The organism is Nocardia sp. NPDC004123 (assembly GCF_053603795.1).
In genome coordinates this window covers 44,145-68,060 of record NZ_JBSGGG010000041.1, presented here as the reverse complement: position 1 = coordinate 68,060, position 23,916 = coordinate 44,145, and the positions used below count along the sequence as shown (strand labels likewise).

Annotated in this window: 9 protein-coding genes and 1 pseudogene; 4 read left to right on the top strand and 6 right to left on the bottom strand. The window is 66.9% G+C overall.

Annotation, left to right across the window (positions count from 1 at the left end; genetic code table 11):
• Positions 1–130 precede the first annotated feature (130 nt).
• Complete coding sequence (locus ACWEQQ_RS41750; RefSeq protein ID WP_452352123.1) at positions 131–17,275, top strand: amino acid adenylation domain-containing protein; 17,145 nt, start codon at positions 131–133, stop codon at positions 17,273–17,275.
• Positions 17,272–17,958: a DUF6875 domain-containing protein gene (locus ACWEQQ_RS41745; protein WP_452352122.1), complete on the top strand. Its 687-nt coding sequence runs from the start codon at positions 17,272–17,274 to the stop codon at positions 17,956–17,958. The genes ACWEQQ_RS41750 and ACWEQQ_RS41745 overlap by 4 nt, the downstream gene beginning before the upstream one ends.
• A gap of 102 nt (positions 17,959–18,060) precedes the next feature.
• Here ACWEQQ_RS41745 and ACWEQQ_RS41740 read toward each other — a convergent pair whose 3' ends face one another.
• The 3 genes from ACWEQQ_RS41740 to ACWEQQ_RS41730 all read right to left on the bottom strand — a co-directional run bounded on the left by ACWEQQ_RS41740 (position 18,061) and on the right by ACWEQQ_RS41730 (position 20,422).
• A complete protein-coding gene (locus ACWEQQ_RS41740; protein ID WP_452352121.1) occupies positions 18,061–18,552 on the bottom strand; it encodes a Uma2 family endonuclease in 492 nt (163 codons plus the stop codon).
• 284 nt (positions 18,553–18,836) lie between these two features.
• Positions 18,837–19,694 carry a class I SAM-dependent methyltransferase gene (locus tag ACWEQQ_RS41735; protein ID WP_452352120.1) on the bottom strand — a complete coding sequence of 286 codons (858 nt, stop codon included), beginning with the start codon at positions 19,692–19,694 and terminating at the stop codon, positions 18,837–18,839.
• Positions 19,695–20,254: 560 nt separating this feature from the next.
• On the bottom strand, positions 20,255–20,422 hold the full coding sequence (locus ACWEQQ_RS41730; RefSeq protein WP_452352119.1) for a hypothetical protein: 168 nt from the start codon (positions 20,420–20,422) through the stop codon (positions 20,255–20,257).
• 102 nt (positions 20,423–20,524) lie between these two features.
• Between ACWEQQ_RS41730 and ACWEQQ_RS41725 the strand changes: the two genes are divergently transcribed.
• On the top strand, positions 20,525–20,659 hold the full coding sequence (locus tag ACWEQQ_RS41725; protein ID WP_452352118.1) for a hypothetical protein: 135 nt from the start codon (positions 20,525–20,527) through the stop codon (positions 20,657–20,659).
• 205 nt (positions 20,660–20,864) lie between these two features.
• Here the strand turns inward: ACWEQQ_RS41725 and ACWEQQ_RS41720 are convergent, their stop codons facing one another.
• On the bottom strand, positions 20,865–21,110 hold the full coding sequence (locus ACWEQQ_RS41720; RefSeq protein WP_452344676.1) for a hypothetical protein: 246 nt from the start codon (positions 21,108–21,110) through the stop codon (positions 20,865–20,867).
• Between the two features lie 776 nt (positions 21,111–21,886).
• Positions 21,887–22,348: a hypothetical protein gene (locus ACWEQQ_RS41715; protein ID WP_452352117.1), complete on the bottom strand. Its 462-nt coding sequence runs from the start codon at positions 22,346–22,348 to the stop codon at positions 21,887–21,889.
• Positions 22,349–22,506: 158 nt separating this feature from the next.
• Here ACWEQQ_RS41715 and ACWEQQ_RS41710 point away from each other — a divergent pair.
• Positions 22,507–22,782: pseudogene (locus tag ACWEQQ_RS41710) on the top strand (response regulator transcription factor); the annotation flags it as partial.
• Positions 22,783–22,953: 171 nt separating this feature from the next.
• Here the strand turns inward: ACWEQQ_RS41710 and ACWEQQ_RS41705 are convergent.
• The gene (locus ACWEQQ_RS41705) at positions 22,954–23,844 is read right to left on the bottom strand and encodes an alpha/beta fold hydrolase (RefSeq protein ID WP_452352116.1); all 891 of its coding nucleotides are present in this window, start codon (positions 23,842–23,844) and stop codon (positions 22,954–22,956) included.
• Positions 23,845–23,916: the final 72 nt, after the last annotated feature.

The following is a 23,916-nucleotide window of genomic DNA, read 5'->3' as shown; positions in this document are numbered from 1 at the left end:
TAGTGGATATGGAAACTATCCCAGCGTGCGGCGGTGTACACGAACGTACCGATCGGCTTATACTGGCCGCGGTCGGGGTTGCAGGAAATTAAGGCGCGAATACAGCGCGGTCCAGGGTTAGAGGGATGTAATGACTGCACCGCGACCGCAGCCCGACCCTGGCCGAGGATCGAGCGGAAATGCCGAGCCGGGCGCGTCAACCACAGAGCTGATACCGCTGTCTGCCGGGCAGCAGGGGTTGTGGCTGGCGCAGAAATTGACTCCGGATGTGCCGATATCCGAGGCGCAGTATGTCGAGTTGCATGGCGATCTCGACGGTGATCTGCTGCGTGAGGCAGCGATTCGAGCCGGCCACGAGTTCCAGTCGGGGTATCTGCGACTGGTCGAGGCCGACGGTCAGCCGTATCAGCGGTACGACCCGTCGCTGAACATGACGGGACAGGTGATCGATGTCCGTGGTGCATCAGATCCTGTCGCAGCCGGCCTGGAATGGATGCGCCGGGAGTACACGGCGCCGCTGGATATGACCCGGGATCTGTTGGTCGCGACGGCGATTGTGCAGGTGGGGGATCGGCATTATCTGCTGTACTGCCGCAGTCACCACGTCGCGCTGGACGGCTACGGCGCGATGATGATGGTGAACCGGATTGCCGAGTTGTACACGGCGGCGGTGCAGGGCCGTACCGCAGAGCCCAATCGTCCGGCCGACATCCGCGCCCTCTACGAGGCCGAGCGTAGCTACCGGGAATCGAAGCGGTTCACCGACGACCAGGCATATTGGGTGAACAGGCTGGCCGGCGTCGGCGAGGAGTCCAGCCTGGCCGCCGGGCAGGCGCCCGCGTGCGCGGACAGTGTTGTGGCAATCACCGAACTGTCGGCGGCGACGGCGGAGCGGATCGAACAGTCGGCGAAAGCAGTGGGCGCGAGCCCGGCCGCGGTGGTGATCGCCGCATTCGGCTGCTATTTGGGTCGCAAGACCGGGCGCGACGAACTCCTGGTCAACATTCCCGTGTCGGGTCGCACGACCGCCGTGCTGCGGCGATCCGCGGGGGTATTCGTCAACGTGGCACCGCTTCCGATCGTCCTCGATCCAGGGGACACCGTCGCGACACTGGCGCTGCGGGTGCAGTCCGATCTGGTGGGTGTGTTGCGGCACCAGCGGTGCGGCCTCCCCGACATTCGCGCCGCCGCCGGGACGCGTGGCGGCGAGCGCCGCTTCGCGGGCCCCGTCGTGAATGTCATGCTCTTCGACCAGAAGCTCCAACTCGGGTCGGTGACCGGCGAATTCCATATCCTCAGCTCCGGCCCGGTCGAGGATGTGCTGGTCGACGTGTATCGGACCGGGGATCCGCCGCGGACGCTCCTCCAGTTCCTGGCCAATCCCAACCTGTACACCGACTCCGAACTGTCGGCGCACAGCGCCGCATTCGCGGAGTTCATCGACGAATTCGCCGCCGCCACAGCGGACACCGAACTCGGACAGGTCCACCCCGGCAGCTTGGCCGAAAGCGCCGGGATCCGCCGCCGCCGCGAGAACCTGGCGTTCTGGCGGGATACGCTCGCGGATCTTCCCGAGCAGCTTCGTCTGCCGTTCGACAGGCCGCGGCCGGTGGTGATGTCGAATCGTGGTGCGACTGCGGATTTTTCGTTGGATGCGGCGTTGGTTCGGGGGTTGGAGGATTGTGCGCGGCGGCATGAATCTTCGTTGTTCACGGTGGTTCACGGTGCGTTGGCGGTATTGCTTGCGCGGATGAGTGGTGGCACCGATATTCCGGTCGGCACAGCGGTCGACGATGCGATCGGGATGTTCGCCAATACCCTGGTGTTGCGGACCGAGATCGATCCGGGGGAGTCGTTCGCCGATCTGCTCGGGCGGGTCCGGCAGGTCGAGCTGGATGCGTTCGATCGTGCCGATGTCCCGTTCGAGCAACTGGTGGACCAGCTATCTCTATCGCGACACCCCTTGTGCCAAGTGACGCTGGCATTCCGGAACCCGGAACCCGTCAGAGCGGAACTACTCGACCTCGAGCTGCCGGCGGTCGGCCTCTCCAGTGAAATATCCTGCTTCGACCTGCAATTCGTCCTGTCGGACCACGGCGGCGGCGACCTGACCGCCGCGGTCACCTTCGCCACGGATGTGTTCGATGCCGCGACGATCGATTCTCTTGTACGTCGGTGGATCCGGATTCTGGAGTCTGCGGTAGCCGATCCGACGGTTCCGATCGGGGCGATCGACGTGCTCGGGCCTGCCGAGCGCGCCGATCTGCTGGCACGTCACGGCGCGCCTGCGGCGGCACCGGTCACCCTGCCCGAGCTGCTGGCCACGGCGGTTGCGGTGGATCCCGATGCGGCGGCGATCGTGTCCGGCGGCCGGGAATTGAGTTACCGGGAGGTGGACGAGCGTTCGAATCGGTGGGCTCGGCAGCTGATCGAGCGGGGTATCGGTCCGGAAGATGTTGTCGCGATCGGTATGCCGCGTTCTGCGGATTCGGTGCTGGCGGTGTGGGCGGTTGCCAAGTCGGGGGCTGCCTTCCTGCCGATCGATCCGGGCTATCCGGTCGAGCGCGTCGCCCATTTGGTGGCCGATTCGAGGGCGGCGGTCGGTCTGACGGTGGCTTCCGTGCGTGCACGGTTACCGGATGACATCGATTGGCTGACAGCGGATTTCCTCGATGAGGGCGATGATCGTCCGGTCGCCGACGGTGATCGGGTGCGTCCGGTTCGTGTCGACGATATCGCGTATGTCATCTACACCTCCGGATCGACCGGGCTGCCCAAGGGCGTCGCTGTCACCCATCGGGGACTGAACAACTGCGCCACTATGCACCGGGATGCGATCAGCGTCGGAAACCGGTCCCGCACACTACATCTGGCTTCGCCGAGCTTCGATGTCTCGGTCCTGGAACTGCTGTTGTCGCTGTGCGCGGGCGCGACGATGGTTGTCGCCCCCGGCGACAGCTTCGGCGGCGACGAACTCGCCGAACTCCTCGACCGCGAGCACGTCAGCCACGTGTGTATTACGCCCTCGGCACTGTCGACCATCGACCACACCCGTTGGCTGTTACCGGATTTGGGGCACCTGATCGTCGGTGGCGAAGGCATCGGCACCGACCTGGTCGAACGGTGGAGTGGTGATCGTGAACTGCTCAACGAATACGGGCCGACCGAGACCACGATCGCGGTCACGCTGACCTCGCTGGCGGCAGGGGAGCTGGTCACGATCGGCCGTCCGATCCGCGGCGTTTCGACATGGATCCTCGACCAGCGATTGCAGCCGGTGCCCGTCGGTGTGGCGGGTGAATTGTATGTCGCCGGTGGTCTATTGGCGCGTGGGTATCACCGCCGGGCGGGTCTGACGGCGGAGCGTTTCGTGGCGTGTCCGTGGTTGCCGGGTGAGCGCATGTATCGGACCGGTGATGTGGTTCGCTGGTCGGTCGATGGTGCGATCGAGTATCTGGGCCGGTCCGATTTCCAGGTGAAGATTCGTGGTCTTCGGATCGAGCTCGGTGAGATCGATGCCGTGCTCACGGGTCACGCGAGTGTCGGTCATGCCGTCACGATCGGCTATCACGCCGAATCGGGAGCTCAGTCGCTGGTCTCGTATGTTGTTGCCGCGCCGGGTGATTCGATCGATACCACACTTTTGGCGGAGTATGTCGCCGATCGTCTGCCGGCGTACATGGTTCCGTCCTCGATCGTGGCGCTGGACCGAATCCCATTGACACCCACAGGCAAGCTCGATCGCAAGGCGCTGCCCGAACCGGTGTTCACCGACGACAAACCGTACCGGGCACCGCGAACACCGATCGAGCATCTCATCGCCGAGACCATCGCCGATGTGCTCCACCTCGACACCATCGGGATCGACGACTCCTTCTTCGCCCTCGGCGCGGACAGCTTGGTCGCGACCCGGGTCGCAGCGCGCCTCGGCGCTGCGCTGAATATCGAAATTCCGGTCCGGCTGTTGTTCGATGCGGCCACGACCGCGGAACTGGCCATCCGTATGGAGCAGGAGGCACTGACGGGGCGGCGACCCCGCCCGCCGCTGATCGCCGGTCCGCGCCCCGATCTCGTGCCGTTGGCGCCCGCGCAGCAACGAATGTGGTTCTTCAATCAATACGACACCGCCTCCGGGGCGTACAACATGCCGATCGCCCTTCGGCTGCGTGGCGAATTGAACGTCGATGCGCTGCGGCTGGCCCTGATCGACGTGCTCGCCAGACACGAATCCTTGCGAACGCGGTACCCGGATCACGACGGAATGCTGATCCAGGTCATCGAATCCGTCGACCACGTCGACCGGGAACCCACTCCGACGACGGTCTCGTTCGGCCAATTGGTTCCGGCGATAACCGAATTCGTGACCGAGGGCTTCGACGTGAGCACCCGGGTGCCGGTGCGCGCCCAGCTGTTCCGCGTGACCGATGCGGAGGAGCCGGAACACGTGCTGGCAGTCGTGGTGCATCACATTGCCGCGGACGGCTTCTCGATGGCGCCGCTGGCTCGTGACGTGACGACCGCCTATGCCGCCCGGATCCGTGGTGCGGCCCCGTCGTGGACACCGCTGCCCGTCCAGTACGCGGACTATGCCCTGTGGCAGCGAGCCACCCTCGGCTCGCCGGACGAACCGGAATCGCTGTGCGCGCAGCAGATTCGATATTGGACAGAAGCCTTGGACGGAGTTCCCGACGAGCTCTATCTGCCGTTCGACAGGCCGCGTCCGGCGGTGATGTCGAATCGGGGTGCGACGGTGAATTTCTCGTTGGGTGCCGGGTTGGTTCGAGCGTTGGAAGATGCTGCGCGGCAGCACAATTCTTCCCTGTTCATGGTGATTCATGGTGCGTTGACGGTGTTGCTCGCCCGGATGAGCGGGTCCGCCGATATCCCGGTCGGCACGCCGGTTGCCGGTCGTGGTGTGGCGGAGCTCGACGATATGGTCGGGATGTTCGTCAATACCTTGGTATTGCGGACCCAGATCGATCCGGGGGAGTCGTTCGCCGATCTGCTCGGCCGGGTGCGGCGGGTCGACCTGGATGCCTTCGACCATGCCGATGTCCCGTTCGAGCAAGTGGTGGATCAGTTGGTCACGCACCGATCCCAGGCTCGCCATCCGCTGTTCCAGGTGATGCTGGCATTCCAGAATCTGGAACCGGTGAAGCTGACGCTGCCCGATCTCGAACTGTCGGTGGTCGACCTGCCCAACAACGTCTCCCGCTTCGACCTGCAATTCATCCTCTCGCAGGACCACGACAGCGGCGACATGACCGTCGCGCTCACCTTCGCCACGGATTTGTTCGACGCCGCGACGATCGACTCTCTGACCCGTCGGTGGATCCGGATTCTGGAGTCGGTGGCCGCCGACCCGACGGTTCCGGTCGGGGCGATCGAGGTGCTCGAGCCCGCCGAGCTGGCCGACTTGCTGGCCCGTCACGGTGCGCCTCCGGCCGCGCCGGTCACCATGCCCGACCTGTTCGCCGCCGCAGTGGGATTGGATCCTGATGCGACAGCGATCGTGGCCGGAGGACGGCAGCTGAGTTACCGGGAGGTGGACGAGCGTTCGAATCGGTGGGCCCGGCAGCTCATTCGTCAGGGGATAGGTCCGGAAGATGTTGTCGCGATCGGCATCCCGCGTTCCGCGGATTCGGTGCTGGCGGTGTGGGCGGTTGCCAAAACGGGAGCCGCTTTCCTGCCGATCGATCCGAGCAATCCGGCCGAGCGCGTCGCCCATTTGGTGGCCGATTCGAGGGCGGCGGTCGGCCTGACAGTGGCCTCCGCACGTGCACGCTTGCCGGATGACATCGATTGGCTGACAACGGATTTCCTCGATGAGGGCGATGATCGGCCGGTCACCGACGGCGATCGGGTGCGGCCGGTCCGTGTCGACGATATCGCGTATGTCATCTACACCTCCGGATCGACCGGGCTGCCCAAGGGCGTCGCTGTCACCCATCGGGGACTGAACAACTCCACCACTGAACGTCACGCCGCCCTGAGTATCGAAACCCATAGCCGCATACTGCATCTGGCCTCCCCGAGCTTCGATGTCGCGGTTCTCGAGCTGCTGTTGCCGCTGGGTTCGGGCGCGGCGCTGATCATCGCACCCGGCGACGCCGTGGGCGGCGACGAACTCGCCGAACTCCTCGACCGCGAACACGTCAGCCACGCCCTGCTCACCCCCTCCGTCTTGTCCACGATCGACCACACCCGCTGGCCATTGCCGGATTTGAGGCATCTGATCGTCGGTGGCGAGAGCTGTCGCACCGAACTGGTCGAGCGGTGGAGTGGGAATTGTCGGCTGACGGTCGACTACGGGCCCACCGAGACCACCATCACCGCGACAGTGACTCTCCCCCTGGTAGCGGGGGAGTCGGTCACGATCGGTGGGCCGGTGCCGGGCGCCTCGACATGGATACTGGATCAGCGATTGCAGCCGGTGCCGGTCGGTGTGGCGGGTGAGTTGTATATCGCCGGTGGTCTATTGGCGCGTGGGTATCTGCGCCGCGCGGGTCTGACGGCGGAGCGTTTCGTGGCGTGTCCGTGGTTGCCGGGTGAGCGCATGTATCGGACCGGTGATGTGGCTCGCTGGTCGGCCGATGGTGCGATCGAGTATCTGGGCCGGTCCGATTTCCAGGTGAAGATCCGCGGTCTTCGTATCGAATTGGGTGAGATCGATTCGGCGGTGGCGGCGCACGAGAGTGTCGGTCGAGCCGTCACGATCGGCTATCGCGCCGATTCGGGAGCGCAGTCGCTGGTCTCGTATGTTGTTGCCGCGCCAGGGTCTTCGATCGATACCGCGCTGTTGGCGGAGTATGTCGCCGATCGTGTGCCGTCGTATATGGTTCCGTCTTCGATCGTGGTGCTGGACCGGATTCCGTTGACACCGGCGGGCAAGATCGATCGTAAGGCGTTGCCCGAACCGGTATTCGCCGACAACAAACCGTATCGGGCGCCCCGAACGTCGATCGAGCATCTCATCGCCGAGGCCTTCGCCGGCGTGCTCCACCTCGACACCATCGGGATCGACGACTCCTTCTTCGCCCTCGGCGGGGACAGCATCATGTCGATCCAGCTGGTGAATCGGGCCAGAGCCGCAGGCGTGGTGTTCTCCCCACGCGACGTGTTCGAGCGCAAAACGGTCGCCGGTCTCGCCCAGGTCGCCATCCACGAGGGCGCTGCGGAGACATCCATTCCGGCCGAACCGCCCGGTGCAGGCGTGGGCCCGCTACCGCTGACGCCGATCATGCGAGAGTTGCTCGAGCGGGCGGGGCCGACCTGTGACCGCTACTCGCAGGCGATGATGCTGGGCCTGCCGGCGGGGATCGACCGGCGTCAGCTGACCGACGGCGTGCAGGCGGTACTCGATCGCCACGACATGCTGCGTGCGCAACTGACCCCGGGCACCGACGGGCAGTGGACGTGGGAGGTGCTGCCGGCCGGAACGATTCGCGCCGAGGACGTCCTCGTGCGGGTGCCGATGGAAGCGGGGCGCGGCGAGTTCCGTGCGTTGGCGGCGGCCGAGCTGGATGCCGCCGCGGACCGGCTCGATCCTGGAGCCGGGATCGTGACGCAGGTGGTCTGGTTCGACCCGGTGAACACGGCGGAGCCGGGCACGGTGCTGGTGGTGGTGCATCGTTCGGCGATCGATCGCGTCTCCTGGCGCGTGCTGGTCGCGGATCTCACGGCGGCGTGGACGCGCACTGCCTCCGGCGAGCTACCCGATTCGGCCCCGACCGGGACCTCGATGCGCAGCTGGGCGCACAGGCTGGTCGAGGCGGCCCAGCGCCCGGAGCGCGCCGCCGAGCTCGAATTGTGGCAGGCGATGGCCGCCGGGAACGATCCGATGCTCGGGTCACGGCCCCTCGACCCCGCGATCGACGTGGTCGCGACCGCCCGCACGGTCCAGGTCGACGTCGACCCCGGGACGACCGAGGCTCTGCTGACCACGGTGCCCGCGGCTTTCCACGGCAGTGTGGACGACGGGCTGCTGGCCGCCCTTGCGGTGGCGATCGCGAGGTGGCGGCGCGAGCACGCCACAGCGACCTCCGCGGACGTGACGATCCGCCTCGAAGGAAACGGCCGTGCGGAGGGCATTGTCCCGGGCTCGGATCCGCAACGGACGGTCGGCTGGTTCACCACGAGTTTCCCGATGCGCCTGGATCTTTCGGGCATCGATCTCGACGACGCGTGCGCGGGCGGGCCGGCACTGGGGGCAGCGGTCAAGTCCGTCAAGGAGCAGCTCCTAGCCGTCCCGGACCACGGGATCGGCTACGGCCTGCTGCGGTATCTCGACGAGGACGCCGGACCGATCCTCGCCACCGCGCCGCCGCAGATCGCGTTCAACTACCTTGGTGCCGAAGCGATTCCGGCGGCCGGATGGGTCCCGGTGGACGTCGGTGATGCCGCGGGTGCGGCAGAGCTCGCCGGTACACAGCCTCCGGATATGCCGGTGCCCGCGGTGCTCGACATCAATGCCATCGTCGTGGACGACGCGAACGGGTCACGGCTGCAAGCGATCTGGTCGTATCCCACCGGCATTCTCACCGCTGAGGCGGTGCGCGAGATGGCGGAGTCGTGGAGCTCGGTACTGACCGCGCTGGCCGCGCACGTCCGCCGTGCCGGGAGCGGGGGACGGACGCCGTCGGATCTGGCGCTGGCCGGGCTCGGACAATCCGAGATCGAGCGGCTCGAGGACCGATATCCGGCCTTGAGCGACGTCTGGCCCTTGGCCCCGCTGCAACAGGGGCTGCTGTTCCATGCGCTCGTGTCGGAGCAGTCGGTGGATGCCTACATCACGCAGCTGGTCCTCGAGCTGCGTGGCCGGGTCGATCCACGGCGGCTGCGCCGAGCCGCGCACGTGCTGCTGGACCGGCATGCGAATCTGCGCGCCGCCTTCGTCACCGACGCCGGACCGGTACAGGTGGTCGACGACGACGCCGAGGCGCCATGGACGGAGCTGGACCTGTCCGGGCTGGATGATGGTGCGCGCGAACGCGAGTGGACGCGGCTCATGGCCACGGACCGCACCACCCGGTTCGACCCGGCGCATGCCCCGCTGCTCCGCTGGATGCTGGTCACCACCGGGCCGGAGCAGTACCGGCTGGTGCTGACCAATCATCACCTGCTGCTCGACGGCTGGTCGACGCCGCTGCTCCTGCAGGAGCTGCTGGTGCTCTACGCCACCGACTGCGACGCCACGATGCTGCCGCAGGTCCGTCCCTACCGGGACTTCCTGACCTGGGTCGCCCGGCAGGATCCGGCCCCGTCGCTCGACGCCTGGGCCCGGGCGTTCGACGGCGCCGACGAGCCGACCCTGGTGGCTGCGGCCGATCCCCGCCGTCACTACACCGGATCGCGTGCGGTGCTCGGCGAACTGACCGAGGCGCAGACCGCGGAGTTGACCGGCCGCGCACGATCCCGCGGCATCACACTCAACACCATGATCCAGGCGGCATGGGCAATCGTGCTGGGCACGTTGACATCCCGGCAGGACGTGACGTTCGGGGCCGTGGTCTCCGGACGGACCCCGCAGATCGCGGGTATCGAATCGATGATCGGGCTGTTCATCAACACGGTCCCGGTGCGCGTCCGCCTGGACGCCACCGAGACCCTCGGGCAACTGCTCGACCGCATCCAGGCCGAGCAGGCCGCGCTGCTCGATCATCAGTTCATCGGTCTGGCCGACATCGAGCGGGCGGCCGGGCCGGGGGCGGTATTCGACACGGTGACGGTGTTCGAGTCCTTCCCGGTCGACCGCCACGGATTGACCGCGGACACCGACATCGCCGGGATGCGGCTGGTCGACGTGACCGGCGCCGACGCGGCGCACTATCCGCTGGGCGTGGTCGGGCGCGTCGACTCGCGACTGCACCTCGAGATCAAGTACCTGCCCGAGTTCTTCGACCACGACACCATCGCGGCGACCCTGCGACGGTTCGTGGGCGTGCTGGGCGACATTGCCGCCGACTCGGATCTGCCGCTGGCCCGGCTGAATCTGCTCTCGCCGCGGGAATACCGCGAATTGGCGCCGGTATCAGGTGATCCCGCGATGCCGGAGCGGATGTTGCCGGAGCTCTTCGCGGCGACGGTGGCCCGGGATCCGGGGGCGGTGGCGGTGGTGTGCGGGGACCGGCAGTGGACCTATGGCGAGCTCGATGCCGAGTCGAATCGGCTCGCGCGCTTGCTGATCGGCCGAGGTGCCGGGCCGGAGACGAGTGTCGCGGTTGCGTTGCCGCGCTCCTACGAGTCGGTGCTCGCAGTGTGGGCGGTGGCAAAGTCGGGGGCGGCATTCGTCCCGGTGGATCCGCGCAATCCGGGGGACCGGATCCAGCACATGCTCGGCGATTCGGGCGTCGCGACAGGAATCACGCTGTCGGAGTGGAGGAATCGACTACCCGGATCGGTGCGGTGGCTGGTCCTCGACGAGCCGGCGCTCGAAGCGGAGGCGGCGGGGTTGCCGGCCGTGCCGGTGACCGATGCCGAGCGAATTCGACCGGTCCGGGTCGATCACGCCGCGTACATGATCTACACGTCCGGCTCGACGGGTGTGCCGAAGGGCGTGGTGGTCTCGCACCGGGGGCTGGCGAACCTGGTGGCCGAGCAGTGCACGCGGTTCGACCTCGGCCCGGGCGCGCGGGTGCTGCATGCCGCGTCTCCCAGTTTCGACGCGGCGGTCCTGGAACTGCTGTGGGCGTTCGCGTCCGGCGGGCGGCTGGTGATCGCGCCGCCGACCGTTCTCGGCGGAATCGAACTGGCGCAGATCATTTCGCAGCACTCGGTGACCCACGCCGCGCTGACACCCACGGCCCTGAGCACGGTCGACCCGGCCGGGCTCCGGAACCTCGGGACCGTCGTGATCGGAGGCGAGGAGCCCCCACCGCAACTGGTGTCACGCTGGGCGCCGGGCCGGAAACTGTTCAACACCTATGGTCCGGCGGAGGCCACGATCCAGACCGATGCCGGTGCGCCGATGGTGCCGGGTGAGGCCGCGACGATCGGCGGACCGATCCGCGGTGTCGGTGAGGTCGTGCTCGACGCGTGGTTGCGTCCGGTGCCGCTCGGCGTCGTCGGCGAGTTGTACCTCACCGGTCCGGGACTGGCTCGCGGCTACCGCAACCGGACGGGTCTGACAGCGTCGCGGTTCGTCGCCGATCCGTTCGCGGGTCGCGGGCAGCGCATGTATCGGACCGGGGACCTGGTGCGGTGGCTGCGGCTACCGGAAGGAGGTCTGACCCTCGACTATGTCGGCCGGACGGACTTCCAGGTCAAGATCCGTGGCTTCCGCATCGAACTCGGCGAGGTCGAAGCGGGCCTGCTGGCCTACCCGGGAGTGGCTGCTGCGGTGGCGACCGTGCACCGCGGCTCCGCCGCCAGCGATCGGTTGATCGGGTACGTGGTGCCCGAGCCCGGCGCCGGCCTGGATCCGGTCGCGGTCCTCGCGTTCGCCGGGCAGCGATTGGCCCCGCACATGGTGCCGGCGACCGTGATGGTGCTCGACACGCTGCCCACGACGGAGACGGGCAAGATCGACCGCCTCGCGCTGCCCGAACCCGACTTCACCACGGGCCGAACCGAATTCAGGGCGCCGGTCACCGAGATGGAGACAACGCTCGCGGAACTGTTCGCCGAGGTACTGGGAGTCGACACGATCGGGCTCGATGACTCGTTCTTCGCCCTCGGCGGAGACAGCATCATGTCGATCCAGCTGGTGACCCGGGCCAAGGCGGCGGGTCTGGTGCTGTCCGTGCGTGAGGTGTTCGAGCGCAGAACGGTCGCCGGACTGGCCCAGATCGCGGTCCGCGACAGCGCCGCGGCAGCCTCCCTCCCGGCAGAACTGCCCGGCGGGGGCGTGGGGTCGATGCCATTGACGCCGATCATGCGCTGGATGTTCGAGCGTGGCGAATTCGACCGCTTCTGCCAGTGGGTGATGCTCACGCTGCCGGCCGGCATCGAGCAGTCTGCCATCGCGGCGACCGTGCAAGCGGTGATCGATCATCACGACATGCTGCGGGCCCGGCTACAACCCGACCCCGCGCACCCATCGGGCTGGGCAGTGCAGGTGCAGCCGATCGGGGTATCCGCCGCCGGACTGATCCGGCGGGTGCCGGTCGATGCGGCACCGGACAGCAGCGCGTTCGCCGCGATTGCCGACGCCGAGGCACGCGCGGCCGCCGAACGCCTCGACCCCGCCGCGGGAGTCATGCTCCAGCTGGTCTGGTTCGACTGCGCCGGCGGGCCGGGCCGGCTCCTGGTCGTCGCACACCACCTGGTGGTGGACGGCGTGTCGTGGCGGATCCTCGTTCCCGACCTTGCTGTCGCCGGAGCCCAGGTGAGCGCCGGGCAACAGCCGCAGCTCATGCCCGTCGGTACGTCGATGCGACGCTGGGCGCACGCTCTCGAGACCGCTGCCGCGAACCTCGATGAACTCGACTGGTGGCGTTCCACACTCGCCGCCGCGGATCCGCCGATCGGGACGCGCCCGCTCGACCCGGTCGTGGACCGGCAGGCCGCCGTTGCCACCGTCCGAGTGACACTGCCTACCGTGGTGACCCGCGCTGTACTCACCACCCTGCCCAGGGCGTTCCGCGGCAATGTGGACGATGCCCTCATCGCGGGGCTCGCACTGGCGCTGACCCGGTGGCGGCGCCGCCACGGCGACGACGTCACCGACACGCTGCTCACTCTCGAAGGCCACGGGCGCGACGACACGGTTCTCCCCGGTGCCGACCTCACCCGCACTGTCGGATGGTTCACCACCACCTCCCCGGTGCGGCTCGACCTGTCCGATATCGACATCGATGACGCGTTCGCCGCCGGCGCCGCCGCGGGGGCGGTCGTCAAATCGGTCAAGGAACAACTCCGGCGGGTCCCCGGCCACGGGATCGGCTACGGGCTGCTGCGCTACCTCAACACCGATACCGCCCGCATCCTGGGCGCGCTGCCCGACCCCCAGGTGAGTTTCAACTATCTCGGCCGATTCGACACGATTCCCGACGCGTTGCGCGACACCGGGTGGCTGCCCGCCGGCGACGATGCCGCGGGCGGCACCCAGCACCCCGACGCATCCGCGGCAGCCGTACTGGGCATCAACGCGGCCACCGAGGACACGCCGGACGGACCCGCCCTGACCGCGACCTGGGACTACCCGGCCGGCCTGATCACCGCCGGCGAGGTCACCGACCTCGCGGAACTGTGGCGCGACGCGGTGACGGCTCTCGCGGCCCACGCCTCCCGGCCCGGCGCGGGCGGGCTGACGCCGTCCGACGCCGGACTCGTCGACCTCGACCAGGCCGCGATCGACCGGATCGAGGCCCGGTACCCGGAGCTGGACGATATCTGGCCGCTCACGCCGCTGCAGGCGGGGCTGCTGTTCCACGCCCAGCTCGCCGACGGCGCTCGCGACGACTACATCGTGCAACTCCGGATGGAACTCGGTGGGCGCGTCGACGCGGACCGGTTACGCCGCGCCGCACAGACTTTCATCGGACGGCATCCGAACCTGCGGACCGCGTTCGTTCAAGACGGTGCCGGTGAGCCGGTCCAGGTGGTACACCGCCGTGTCGACGTGCCGTTCACCCGGATCGATCTCGCGGAAGGCGCCGACACCGCAGCGGCGCTCGATCAGCTCATGGCCGCCGACCGGCACTTCGACATGACCGCAGCGCCGCTGCTGCGACTGACACTGATCAGCACCGCCCCCCAGCGGTACACACTGCTGCTGAGCATGCATCACATTCTGATCGACGGCTGGTCCACCCCACTGCTGATCCGGGAACTGCTGATCCTCTACGCCGGCGACAGCGACCCCAGAGCACTGCCCCCGGTGCGTCCCTACCGCGACTACCTGACGTGGCTGCAGGCCCAGGATCAGGATGCGGCCGAAGCGGCGTGGGCACGGACACTCGAGGGCGTCTCCGAGCCGACTCTGCTGGCGCACGCGGACCGCGGCCACCAGCACACCGCCGCCGCGCGCGAAGTCCGGGTGGGGCTGAGCGAGCACCGCACCGCGGCCCTGGTCACGGTGGCTCACCAGCAGGAGAGCACCCTCAACACCGTTGTCCAAGCCGCCTGGGCGATCGTGCTCGCGAACGCGACCGCGCGCGAGGACGTCGTCTTCGGCACCACGATTTCCGGACGCCCCCCACAGCTCCCCGGCATCGAATCGATGATCGGCCTGTTCGTCAACACCGTGCCCGTCCGGGTCCGGCTCGACTACGGCGAGAGTCTCGCTCAGCTGCTCCGGCGAATCCAGGCCGAACAAGCCGCGATGCTCGACCACGACCACCTCGGGCTCGCCCGGATCCAGCGGGTGACCGGGTTCGGCGCGATGTTCGACACCGTGACCGTCTTCGAGTCCTACCCGGTCGACACGGCCGGATTGTCCGAGGACACCGACATCGCCGGGATGCATGTCCTCGGCGTGCAGGGACGCGACGCCGCGCACTACCCGCTCGGCCTGATCGTCCATCTCGGTACCCGGCTGGAGCTGACCTTCGAATACCAGCCCGGACTGTTCGCACCGGACGAGATCGACGCCCTCGCCGGCCGGGTGCTGCGTGTGCTCGACGCCATCACCGATGACATCGATCTCTCACTGCTGCGCGTCCAGCTGCTGTCGTCGGATGAGCTGGCCACCTTCGCACCCGTTCGCGGTGGGCCCAGCGTGGCGACATCGACGTTGCCGCAGGTGTTCGCGGCCGCAGCGAGGTCCGGCGCGGACGCGTTGGTCTGTGACGGTGAACGGTTGTCCTACCGCGAACTCGACGAAGTCTCGAACCGGTGGGCGCGGATACTGATCGACGCCGGAGCAGGACCGGAATCGTTTGTGGCCGTGGCATTACCGCGCTCCATCGACGCCATGATCGCCGTCTGGGCGGTCGCCAAGACCGGCGCCGCGTTCGTGCAGATCGACCCCGCCCAGCCCGAAGACCGGATCAGCGGCATCCTCGCCGATGCCGGTGTCATCGCCGGGCTGACCGCCGAGACCCATCGAGACCGGCTGCCGGACACCACCACGTGGCTCAGCCTCGACAGTCCCGGATTCGCCGCGAAGGCAATGTCCTTGTCCGCCAACGCGATCGACGATTCCGAGCGCACGGCCACGCTCCGGCCGGAGCACCCCGCCTACCTGATCTACACCTCGGGCTCGACCGGCACCCCCAAGGGCGTCGTGGTCACCCATACCGGGATTGCGAATCTGGCCGCCGAAGCGCGGGAGCAGCTCGGCCTCACCTCGTCCTCTCGAATGCTGGCCGCGGCCTCACCGACCTTCGACGTGTCGATCCTCGAATGGCTCAGCGCTACCGCCGCCGGAGCCACCCTGGTGCTCGCACCGGAGCGTGTGGTCGCCGGCGCCGAGCTGGCCGAGCTGATCGAGGCCGCACAGGTCACCCATGCGGCCGTCACTCCGACTGTGCTCGCATCACTGCGCCCGGACGGACTCGATACCCTCCACACCCTGATCCTCGGCGGCGAGACATGCTCACCGGATCTGGCAACCCGATGGGCCCCGGACCGCACGCTGATCAACGCTTACGGGACGACCGAGACCACCATCCAGAGCTGCACCGACGTCCTCCTGACCACCACCGCCGACGGTCCGCCGCCGATCGGCGGCCCGGCCCGCGGATTCTCCGCCGTCGTGCTCGACCGCAGACTGCGCCCGGTCCCGCCCGGAGTGGTCGGCGAACTGTATCTGTCCGGACCGGGCATCGCCCGCGGCTACCACGGGCAACCCGCGCTCACGGCAGCACGATTCATCCCCGACCCGTACGGGCCGGCCGGGACCCGCATGTACCGCACCGGCGATCTGGTCACCTGGACCAGCGACCGGAGACTGCAATACCTGGGCCGTAGCGATCTGCAGATCAAGGTCAACGGCCATCGCATCGAACCAGGCGACATCGAAACCGCGTTGTGCAGCCATCCCGACGTCTCGCGTGCCGCCGTCGCCGTCCACACCCGGCCCGACGGTGTCGACCAGCTCACGGGCTATGTGGTGCCCGCCAGGCACACCGCACCGGATGCCGCGGCGCTGACCAGGCACCTCGCTACCCGATTGCCCACCCACATGATCCCGACCGCCATCGTGACGCTCGACCGGATACCGCTCACGACCACCGGCAAACTCGATCGCAACGCCCTGCCCGCACCCGACCTGCGCGGTCGGGCTCGGTTCCGGGCGCCGTCCACCCCGCTCGAGGCCACCGTGTGCGAAGCCTTCGGCCAAACCCTCGACATCGAGCGAGTCGGAGTCGACGACGGCTTCTTCGCTCTCGGCGGCAACTCGCTGGCCGCCATCCAACTGGTGGCGCGGCTCGCGGAGTCCACCGGTGTCACCGTGCCGCTGCAGTGGCTGTTCACCGATCCGACGCCGCAATCGCTGGCCCGCCGCATCGAGAGCCGCCGTGACGGCCTCGCAGGGCAGGACGTCGACGGACGGGATCTCGCAGGGGCGCTCGCCGTGATGCTGCCGCTGCGCGCTGCCGGAACCGATCCGCCACTGTTCTGTATTCACCCGGCGGTCGGATTGGCTTGGGGCTTCAGCGGACTCGTGCGGTACCTCGATCCCGACCTCCCCGTCCGAGGGCTGCAATCTCCCGCGCTGTCCGACCCCACCGTGCGGTTCGACACCCTCGACGAACTCGCCGCCCGCTATGTGCAGGAGATCCGGTCCGTCCAACCGCACGGCCCCTACCATCTGCTCGGCTACTCGCTCGGCGGCACCATCGCGCACGCGATCGCGGTCCAGCTCCGCCGCGACGGCGACTCCGTCGCCACCCTGGCCATGATGGACACCCGCGTCGTCACGGCCGACAGCTTCCGGGGTCCCACACCCTCCGTGGCGACGATGCTCGCCGAGTTCGGCGGTGTCGCCGTTCCGGCCGGCGACACCGAGCTGACCATCGACGCAGCAACCGAGTTGCTGCACCGGCAAGGCGGACTCTTCACCGAGGTGACCTCCGAGCATCTCGTGAGCTTGCAACGCGACTACACCCGGCTCATCGACCTCACCTGGAACCATCGGCCGGGACTGTTCGACGGCGATCTGATCTACTTCAGCGCCGACGACCACCACGTCGACGGGTCCTCTCCTGCGCAGGCCTGGAACGACCACATCACCGGTCGCATCAGCGAGCACCGGATTCCCGTCCAGCACGAACGGATGACCGATCAGGATGCGCTCCGCGCCATCGGTTTCGTCCTCACCGAACACTTCCGGTCCATCCACGCCGCACCCACGGAGTCACAAACCCCAGCAAGGACAAGCCGATCATGAACACCGACCGAATCGTCGGAACACGTTCCGGCGTCGAGCCAGTCAACTTGTTCGACCCCGATGTGGCAGCCGGTAACGGCATGCACCCTCACCTTGCCGAACTGCGCCGATGGATGGTCGACTACCTGTGCCAATCCCACCCCGACCTGGGCCGGCCCGGCAATGTCTGCCCCTACACCAGCCACGCCATCGCACTGCGATCCCTGTGGGCCGCATTCATCCCCGGTCGTGATATCGACCGCTCGCGCATCACCGCGATAGTCGCCGACCTCTACGACCTGTTTCCCACCCTGCCACCCCGGACCGAACCCGATTCCAAGCTCAAGGCGGTCATCGCGGTCTTCCCCGACCTCACCGAATACGCCGACATCGACACCGTTCAGCACGACCAGAAAACCAAATTCGTCGAACAGGGCCTGATGCTCGGCCAGTTCTACCCCGGCTGCACCGTCCCCGGCCTCCACAACCCGTCCTTCCCCGCCCTGGACGCCCCCCTCCCCATGCTCGCCATCCGCTACATGGCCCCCACCGACTTCCCATTCCTCAGCTCCCGCCACGAATGGATGAACTTCTACCTCAAGATCTTCGCCCCCGCCATCCCCAAGTTCATCGCCACCGCCATGTCCGACCGACTCGTGGTAACCCCCGACGCCCCACCCGACCTCGGCCCGGACGGCGGGTAACGGACCCTTGCAACCGCTGCGCGAAAAAGGTTTGGCTGCGACCGAATCGGGAGAACGCACCGCCATCGCAGATCCGGCCCGTCCGGACCCGCGAACGTGCTCTTAGAGCTCGAACTCGATATCGGCGACTCGAACTGGTGTGCTGATCGGCTTCGTCGACGTGAGCTGATATTCACCGTCGGACGGGCTGGAGTGCAGTGTCCAGGTTTCGCGTGCCGGATCGACGATCAGGTATTCGGGAACTCCGGCCTCGGCGTAGAGGCGGGCCTTGTCGATGTAATCGGCCTCGATGCTGCTCGGCGAAACCACCTCGAAGAAGGCTAGCGCGTTCCGGGCATGGAGGGCTTCACCCTTGCGGAAGATCGCCACGTCGGGGGCCTTGTCGTTCTCGCCGGTTCCTGCGATCTTCACGTCCGATGTGGTGGAGAGCTCCGCGTCCGCGAGCCGGACCCGAAAGGCGATCTCCTGGATGATGTTCCAGTGTTCGGGTCGTTGAGGGGACACCACGATCACATCGCCTTTCGCGTCCGCGCGAAATCCTTCGGGTACGTCCATGCCGGCGGCTACTTCCACAAGCTGGTCGTGCAGGCTCATCGGGGCTCCTCGTTCTCCGTCGCCGTAGCAATGGTAGCTAGCAGCAGTGACATGGATACGAGAAGAGCCGGTCCGAAGACCGGCTCTTTGTCGGGCTGACAGGATTTGAACCTGCGACCACTCGACCCCCAGGATGCTGCCATGGCATCTGTGCACGTCGCACGTCATGCGCGTGCAATCCGAGATCACCCGCGAACGGGCGAAGTTCGTTGCGACGCAAGCCGTGTGGTCCCCAGTTGGTCCCCACCTGTCACCGAGGCCGACCCTGCACCTCAATCGCATGATCACCTGGCACGGCGTGGACCTGCGCCATCACCGACAGCAACCCAGTGGCGGTAGGTCACCGGAAGCATGCGGCCGGTGAAGTGAGCGTTCGACGGCTTGGTGTAGAGCACGGCCGCTTGCCCCTTGGCTGTCGGCAGGAACTTGACAGTGATCGTGGGGTCGGCCGCGCTGCCGAGTGCGATGAACGCCGATGCGCTGTAGGAGCGCAACAAGCTGATGTACGCGTCGTGCAGGACCGGGGCGACCGCGAACGGCGAGGAGCAGGCCATCACGATCAAGATCACGGGGAGGAGGGTGAGCAAGGGCACCACTGCCAAGGCGATCGCCGGCGGCCTCATCACGTCGAGGACGAGGAATCTCCTCCCGACACGGGTGGCTTCGGCGATGGCCCGGTACGCGAGGCTGGGCGGGAGGTGATGCATGGAGGTCGCTAACACGACCAGGTCGTAGCTATGGTCGGGTGCGTCGATGGCGGTTGCGTCGGCCACCCTGGCAGTGGCGCGCGGGTGGGCGCCGAGGGGACCTGCTTCGATCGCGGCAACCGATTTCGGGTCCAGGTCGGTCACTGTCACCGTCGCGGTGCTGTGCAGGTCGAGCACTCGTGCCGCCAGCTCGCCGTGGCCGGCGCCCAATTCGAGCACCCGCGGATTGCGGAGGCCGGCGAGCCGTCCGGCGACCAATTGCGCGTTGCGGTCGTGGTCACCGAACACGTTGCCGACTCGATCGAGGAACGTAACGATCCTCCGCTTGCGCTGCTCGGGCACGTCGTATCTGTCGAGGTATTCGAGCCTTCCGGTCTGTAGCCGCCGGTCGAGCCAAGACGCATCCGGACCGCCACGAGGCATCGCGGCGATCATCTCGATATCGGGTGGGTATTGAGTCATATCCCTCCGCCTTGTGCCAAATTTTAGTCCTGGTGTACAGCCAGGGCGACCGCGTGGCGGCACCAACCTCACGGGAGGGCCCCGGAATCCGCAGGCAGCGGGGCCACACCCACCTGCGACGCACCGGGGATCGCTACCATCACCGGTGCCCAGGCATCCGAAACCCACTGCCAGCAGCAGCGATTGCGCCCCGAAGCGGTCGATATGCGCACCGTCGCGTTTTCGTATCCGGTGCAAGCCCGGTAAAGGTAGTTTTCGCCGAAAATCGTGCCTATACCGTAATTCGTTGCCGTCCAATGAATTACGGAACATTCGCCCGATTTTCAGTGAAAGCCGCAGGGACCCGATAGGGGATGCCCCGGAAGACCGCGACAAGGCTTTCCTGCCCGCCCCGCACGACTCCGGCAGCAGTCCGGATTTCAGGTCCGATGTCCATGCGATGCTCGCTGTCGCGCGGGTATCAGACGGTGATGACAGCCGAAACCGCATGCTATCCAAAATGATTCGCGGGCTGCGACGCTCTATCTGTCTGATCAGTCGTCTTCGGCAGCGGCCGGATCACGCAGCGGCCGGTGACCACCTCCGAGGTTGGGCAGATGGAAAGAGTAGTGGCCTTCCAATCGCACATGGCGGCGCACGAACCCCGACAACCGGGCGGCGTCCTCATCACGGACCGGGTAGTCCTGGGTCAGGGACGTCACCAGGCGGCCCTCCGTGGCGCATAGCCGAGACTCTCGGCGTCTTCGACCGTTCGTTCGTACTTCCGGGCCGACCGGGCGCTGTATCTGCGCGGAGTCCGCACCATGGGCGATCTGCTCGAGCTGTCGGACACCGAGTTGCTGGCGATACCCGGGATCGGCGAGCACGGCGTCACGATCATCGCCGATGCCCGCGCCCGCTACGCCGCGGACCAGGCCGGGGTGAAGCGCGCGGGGTAGTCGGCACGATCGGTCACGACCACGCCCCATGCCGCCACCATCCGGGCCTGCCGGGGAGCCGAATACCCGCTGGCTCCATCACTCGTAGGGTCGATGCGCAGGCTCACGCCATCCGACACCGCAATCCGGACATGCGTGCAGGCGCATCTCAACATCGGCGTCCGTGTGCGAGTGTCGGGCGCCGGCGGTCGTATTGAACGCTCTCCTAGTCCCAATCGAACCAGTCGAAGAACTCGAACGGCAGTAGATGCTTGAACCATCCCGGAGGGATTCCCCAGCCCGGAGGGAAGAAGAAGTGCTTACTGTCCCAGCCGTGGTCCCAGTGCTGATCGACAGGGGTGGGGGCGTAGTTGGTGACCACATCGGCCTGGGCCGGCACGGTCACGGCGGTGACCGGAGCCACCGCAATCGCACCAGCGAGGACGGCCCGAGCCACCGTTTGCCTGGTCATTGCGAACATTGCTGATCCTTCTGATGATCCATTCAACTCGATTGCACCAGGGCTATCCCCGCGCACCGTGCGTGGAAGATACTCGGTCGACTGCTACCGAATCAGCGGTGGAAATACGGGCCGATACATCCGCGGCACGGCGAATAGCACTGGCAGCGCCACAACCATAACCCCGCCAGATTCTTCCGAGCAATTGATCGCTGCGTTTATCCGGGGTTCCGGTAGCAATCGCCGAGAATCAACGAAGTTCGGGCATATCCCCTGGTGGGGGTGATTTCGAGGTCGCGCCTCTTTGGGTCCGGCGTCACGACCGATTGCACCCTCAGCTGCGGTTTCTTCGATATCCGCCCAAATTTTCGGCGAGTACTGCGGCGACCCCTTGATAGCAGTCGGTGACCGAGTGAAGCTAGTGGCCAGCGGGGTGTCGGTGTTCGAGATCCTCGCCATCGAGTTCGATAGGTGAGGGGCTTTTCTGGATTCGGGTCGATCAGGGTTTGCCGTTCCCCGTCAGCCCCTGGCACTGCGTGACGCTGCCGGAGTTGCAGAACGCGTTATACAGCGCACTCGACCCGGCCTGGGTCAGCGCAGTCAGCGGATCGGGCATCTCATGTCCTCCTTCCACTCGATGCCGGGTGCGGCTCGGGTCGAATTCCCGCAGACCCAGGGTCGCTGCCGCGGTGTGGTGTTTTCGCTGGTTTCGGGTCTGCGGGCATGACTGGTCGATGGGCTGGAGATCGACTGCCTGGTGCGGGCCGAGGCGCGGAAGACACACACGGTCACCCCGAATAGGGATCGAGGTTGCCATGGGTGCGGTGGTCGATCCCCTCGGCGGGCTGCAGCCAGCGAGCCGGGACGCGCAGCGGCTCGGGTAAACCCACGGGACGGTCCTGGTCGTCCACCAATCGTCCGCGCACGCGATATTCGCCACCGGGCAGACCCAGCGCGGTGAGCGCAGTGACCTGCTCGTCGGTCAGCACGACCTCGATGCTGGGGCCTTCGGTGATCGGTCGCCCCTCCACCATGGCCGGTCTGCTGGTCGAGTCCACCTCGGTGACGGTGAGCCGGAAACGAGTACCGGTCATCCACCACCACGCCGACGCCGGCGTGCCGGGTTGATCACGGTCGAGACGGCGCCCCGGCGAAATCCGGTGTGGAATCAGCACCGCATAGGTTTGCCCGACCACGACGTCGCGGGCCTCCATGCACTCAGCCTGCGCGTCCTCATCGGTGCTGGTCAAGCCACTGTCGTTGTTTTTCGCACGAGTCCAGGACCCCGATGTTCGGGACTCCTTGCGAGGTTCCGGGTGCAAAACGACGAAGTTCGAATAGCCGCTGGTCAGGTTATATCCGAATTCTGAATACGGCGCGTCGGTGAGAGAACCAATGGGTAGGTCTGCTGAGTCTCGATGCCGCAGTCGCTTTCGCACTCGGCGAACCATCCCGAGCCACCTCGTCGGCCGATCGTTCGCCCGAGCGCCTCACCGCGCGCGAACGCCAGGTCGCCAACCTCGCCGCAGAAGGACTGACCGACAAGGCAATCGCCGATCGCCTGGTCGGTTCGCCGCGAACCGCGCAGGGGCACGTCGAACATATTCTCATCGAACTGGGCTTCACCTCGCGCGGGCAGATCGCGGCGTGGGCCGTAGCCCAGACCCATGACACGGCCGAGTAATCGAATGCCCGGAGGTACCGTGACCATCAGCCGCCGTCGTCCGGGCGTTGCAGTGGCACTGCGAGGTGGAGGTCGCGATCAGTCGGGCGAGGGTTCGTGCTGGCTGGCGTCAGCCGGATCGGTAGAAGGCAGCACCCGCAACGACGCCAACCACCCGGTTCTGTCGCTGGTTCACCCTTCGCCGTCGCGTTGCGGCGCCCATTCCCGGATCGCGGCGATGATCTGCTCGGGCGCGTCTTCCTGGATGTAGTGGCCCGCGCCCTCCAGGATGACGGTGCGATGCTGCGGAAAGACCCGCTCCCAGCGGCGACGCTCCGGTTCGCGGAACGCCACATCCTTCGTCGGCCACACCAGCAAGGCGGGCTTGTCACCCAGGGCGGGCAGCCCTCGCTCGATCTCGGCGAGAAACGGTCGGCTGCCGAGGATTTCGCGGGGGAATACGTGCATCGGACGCCTCGACTCGGACGTCGGGAACGGCCCGCGGTAGGCGTCCATTACCGACTCCGATAGCGTCCGGCGCCGGACACCGAGCGGTATGAGCTTCTCGACGAAGAAGTTTCGACGCAGAATCAGGTAGCTGCCGATCGGACCGCCCAGCGTCCGGGAGAATATCTGCGTTCCCAGATCCGATTTCGGCCAGGCCCAGGTATTGCCGATCACGAACGCGGCGAACCGATCCGGATGCCGCGTCGCGACCGCGAACCCGATCGGTCCGCCCCAATCCTGCACCATGAGCATCACGCCCGACAGGTCGAGCTCGGTGACGAATCGCTCGACGATTGTCGCGTGCTCGGCGGGCGTGAAACCGTATCCAGGGCCCGGACGTGAGAGGCCGAACCCGGGGTAATCCAAAGCGATGCAGCGAAATTGGCCGCCGAGATGGGTGATCAACTCACGGTAGAGAAACGACCAGGTGGGGTTGCCGTGCAGAAGTAGCAGGGGTGGACCGGTGCCTTCGTCGACGTAATGGACGCGAGCGCCGCCCAGGTCGAGATAGCGGTGCTCGAAGGGGTATGAGTCTCGGGGCACCCAGGACGGAATTGCCGGTGTGTCTTCGGACATGTCGACCTCCTCGGGCGAAGCATACGGAGTAGCTGCTGCGGATCGCATTCGCGAAACACCCACCCGACCGGA

What these genes read in the sequence shown, in the direction of transcription:
- ACWEQQ_RS41750 (WP_452352123.1), top strand. Translation starts at nt 131, where the DNA reads ATGACTGCACCGCGACCGCAGCCCGACCCTGGCCGAGGATCGAGCGGA.
- ACWEQQ_RS41745 (WP_452352122.1), top strand. Translation starts at nt 17,272, where the DNA reads ATGAACACCGACCGAATCGTCGGAACACGTTCCGGCGTCGAGCCAGTC.
- ACWEQQ_RS41740 (WP_452352121.1), bottom strand. Translation starts at nt 18,552, where the DNA reads ATGAGCCTGCACGACCAGCTTGTGGAAGTAGCCGCCGGCATGGACGTA.
- ACWEQQ_RS41735 (WP_452352120.1), bottom strand. Translation starts at nt 19,694, where the DNA reads ATGATCGCCGCGATGCCTCGTGGCGGTCCGGATGCGTCTTGGCTCGAC.
- ACWEQQ_RS41725 (WP_452352118.1), top strand. Translation starts at nt 20,525, where the DNA reads ATGGGCGATCTGCTCGAGCTGTCGGACACCGAGTTGCTGGCGATACCC.
- ACWEQQ_RS41720 (WP_452344676.1), bottom strand. Translation starts at nt 21,110, where the DNA reads ATGACCAGGCAAACGGTGGCTCGGGCCGTCCTCGCTGGTGCGATTGCG.
- ACWEQQ_RS41705 (WP_452352116.1), bottom strand. Translation starts at nt 23,844, where the DNA reads ATGTCCGAAGACACACCGGCAATTCCGTCCTGGGTGCCCCGAGACTCA.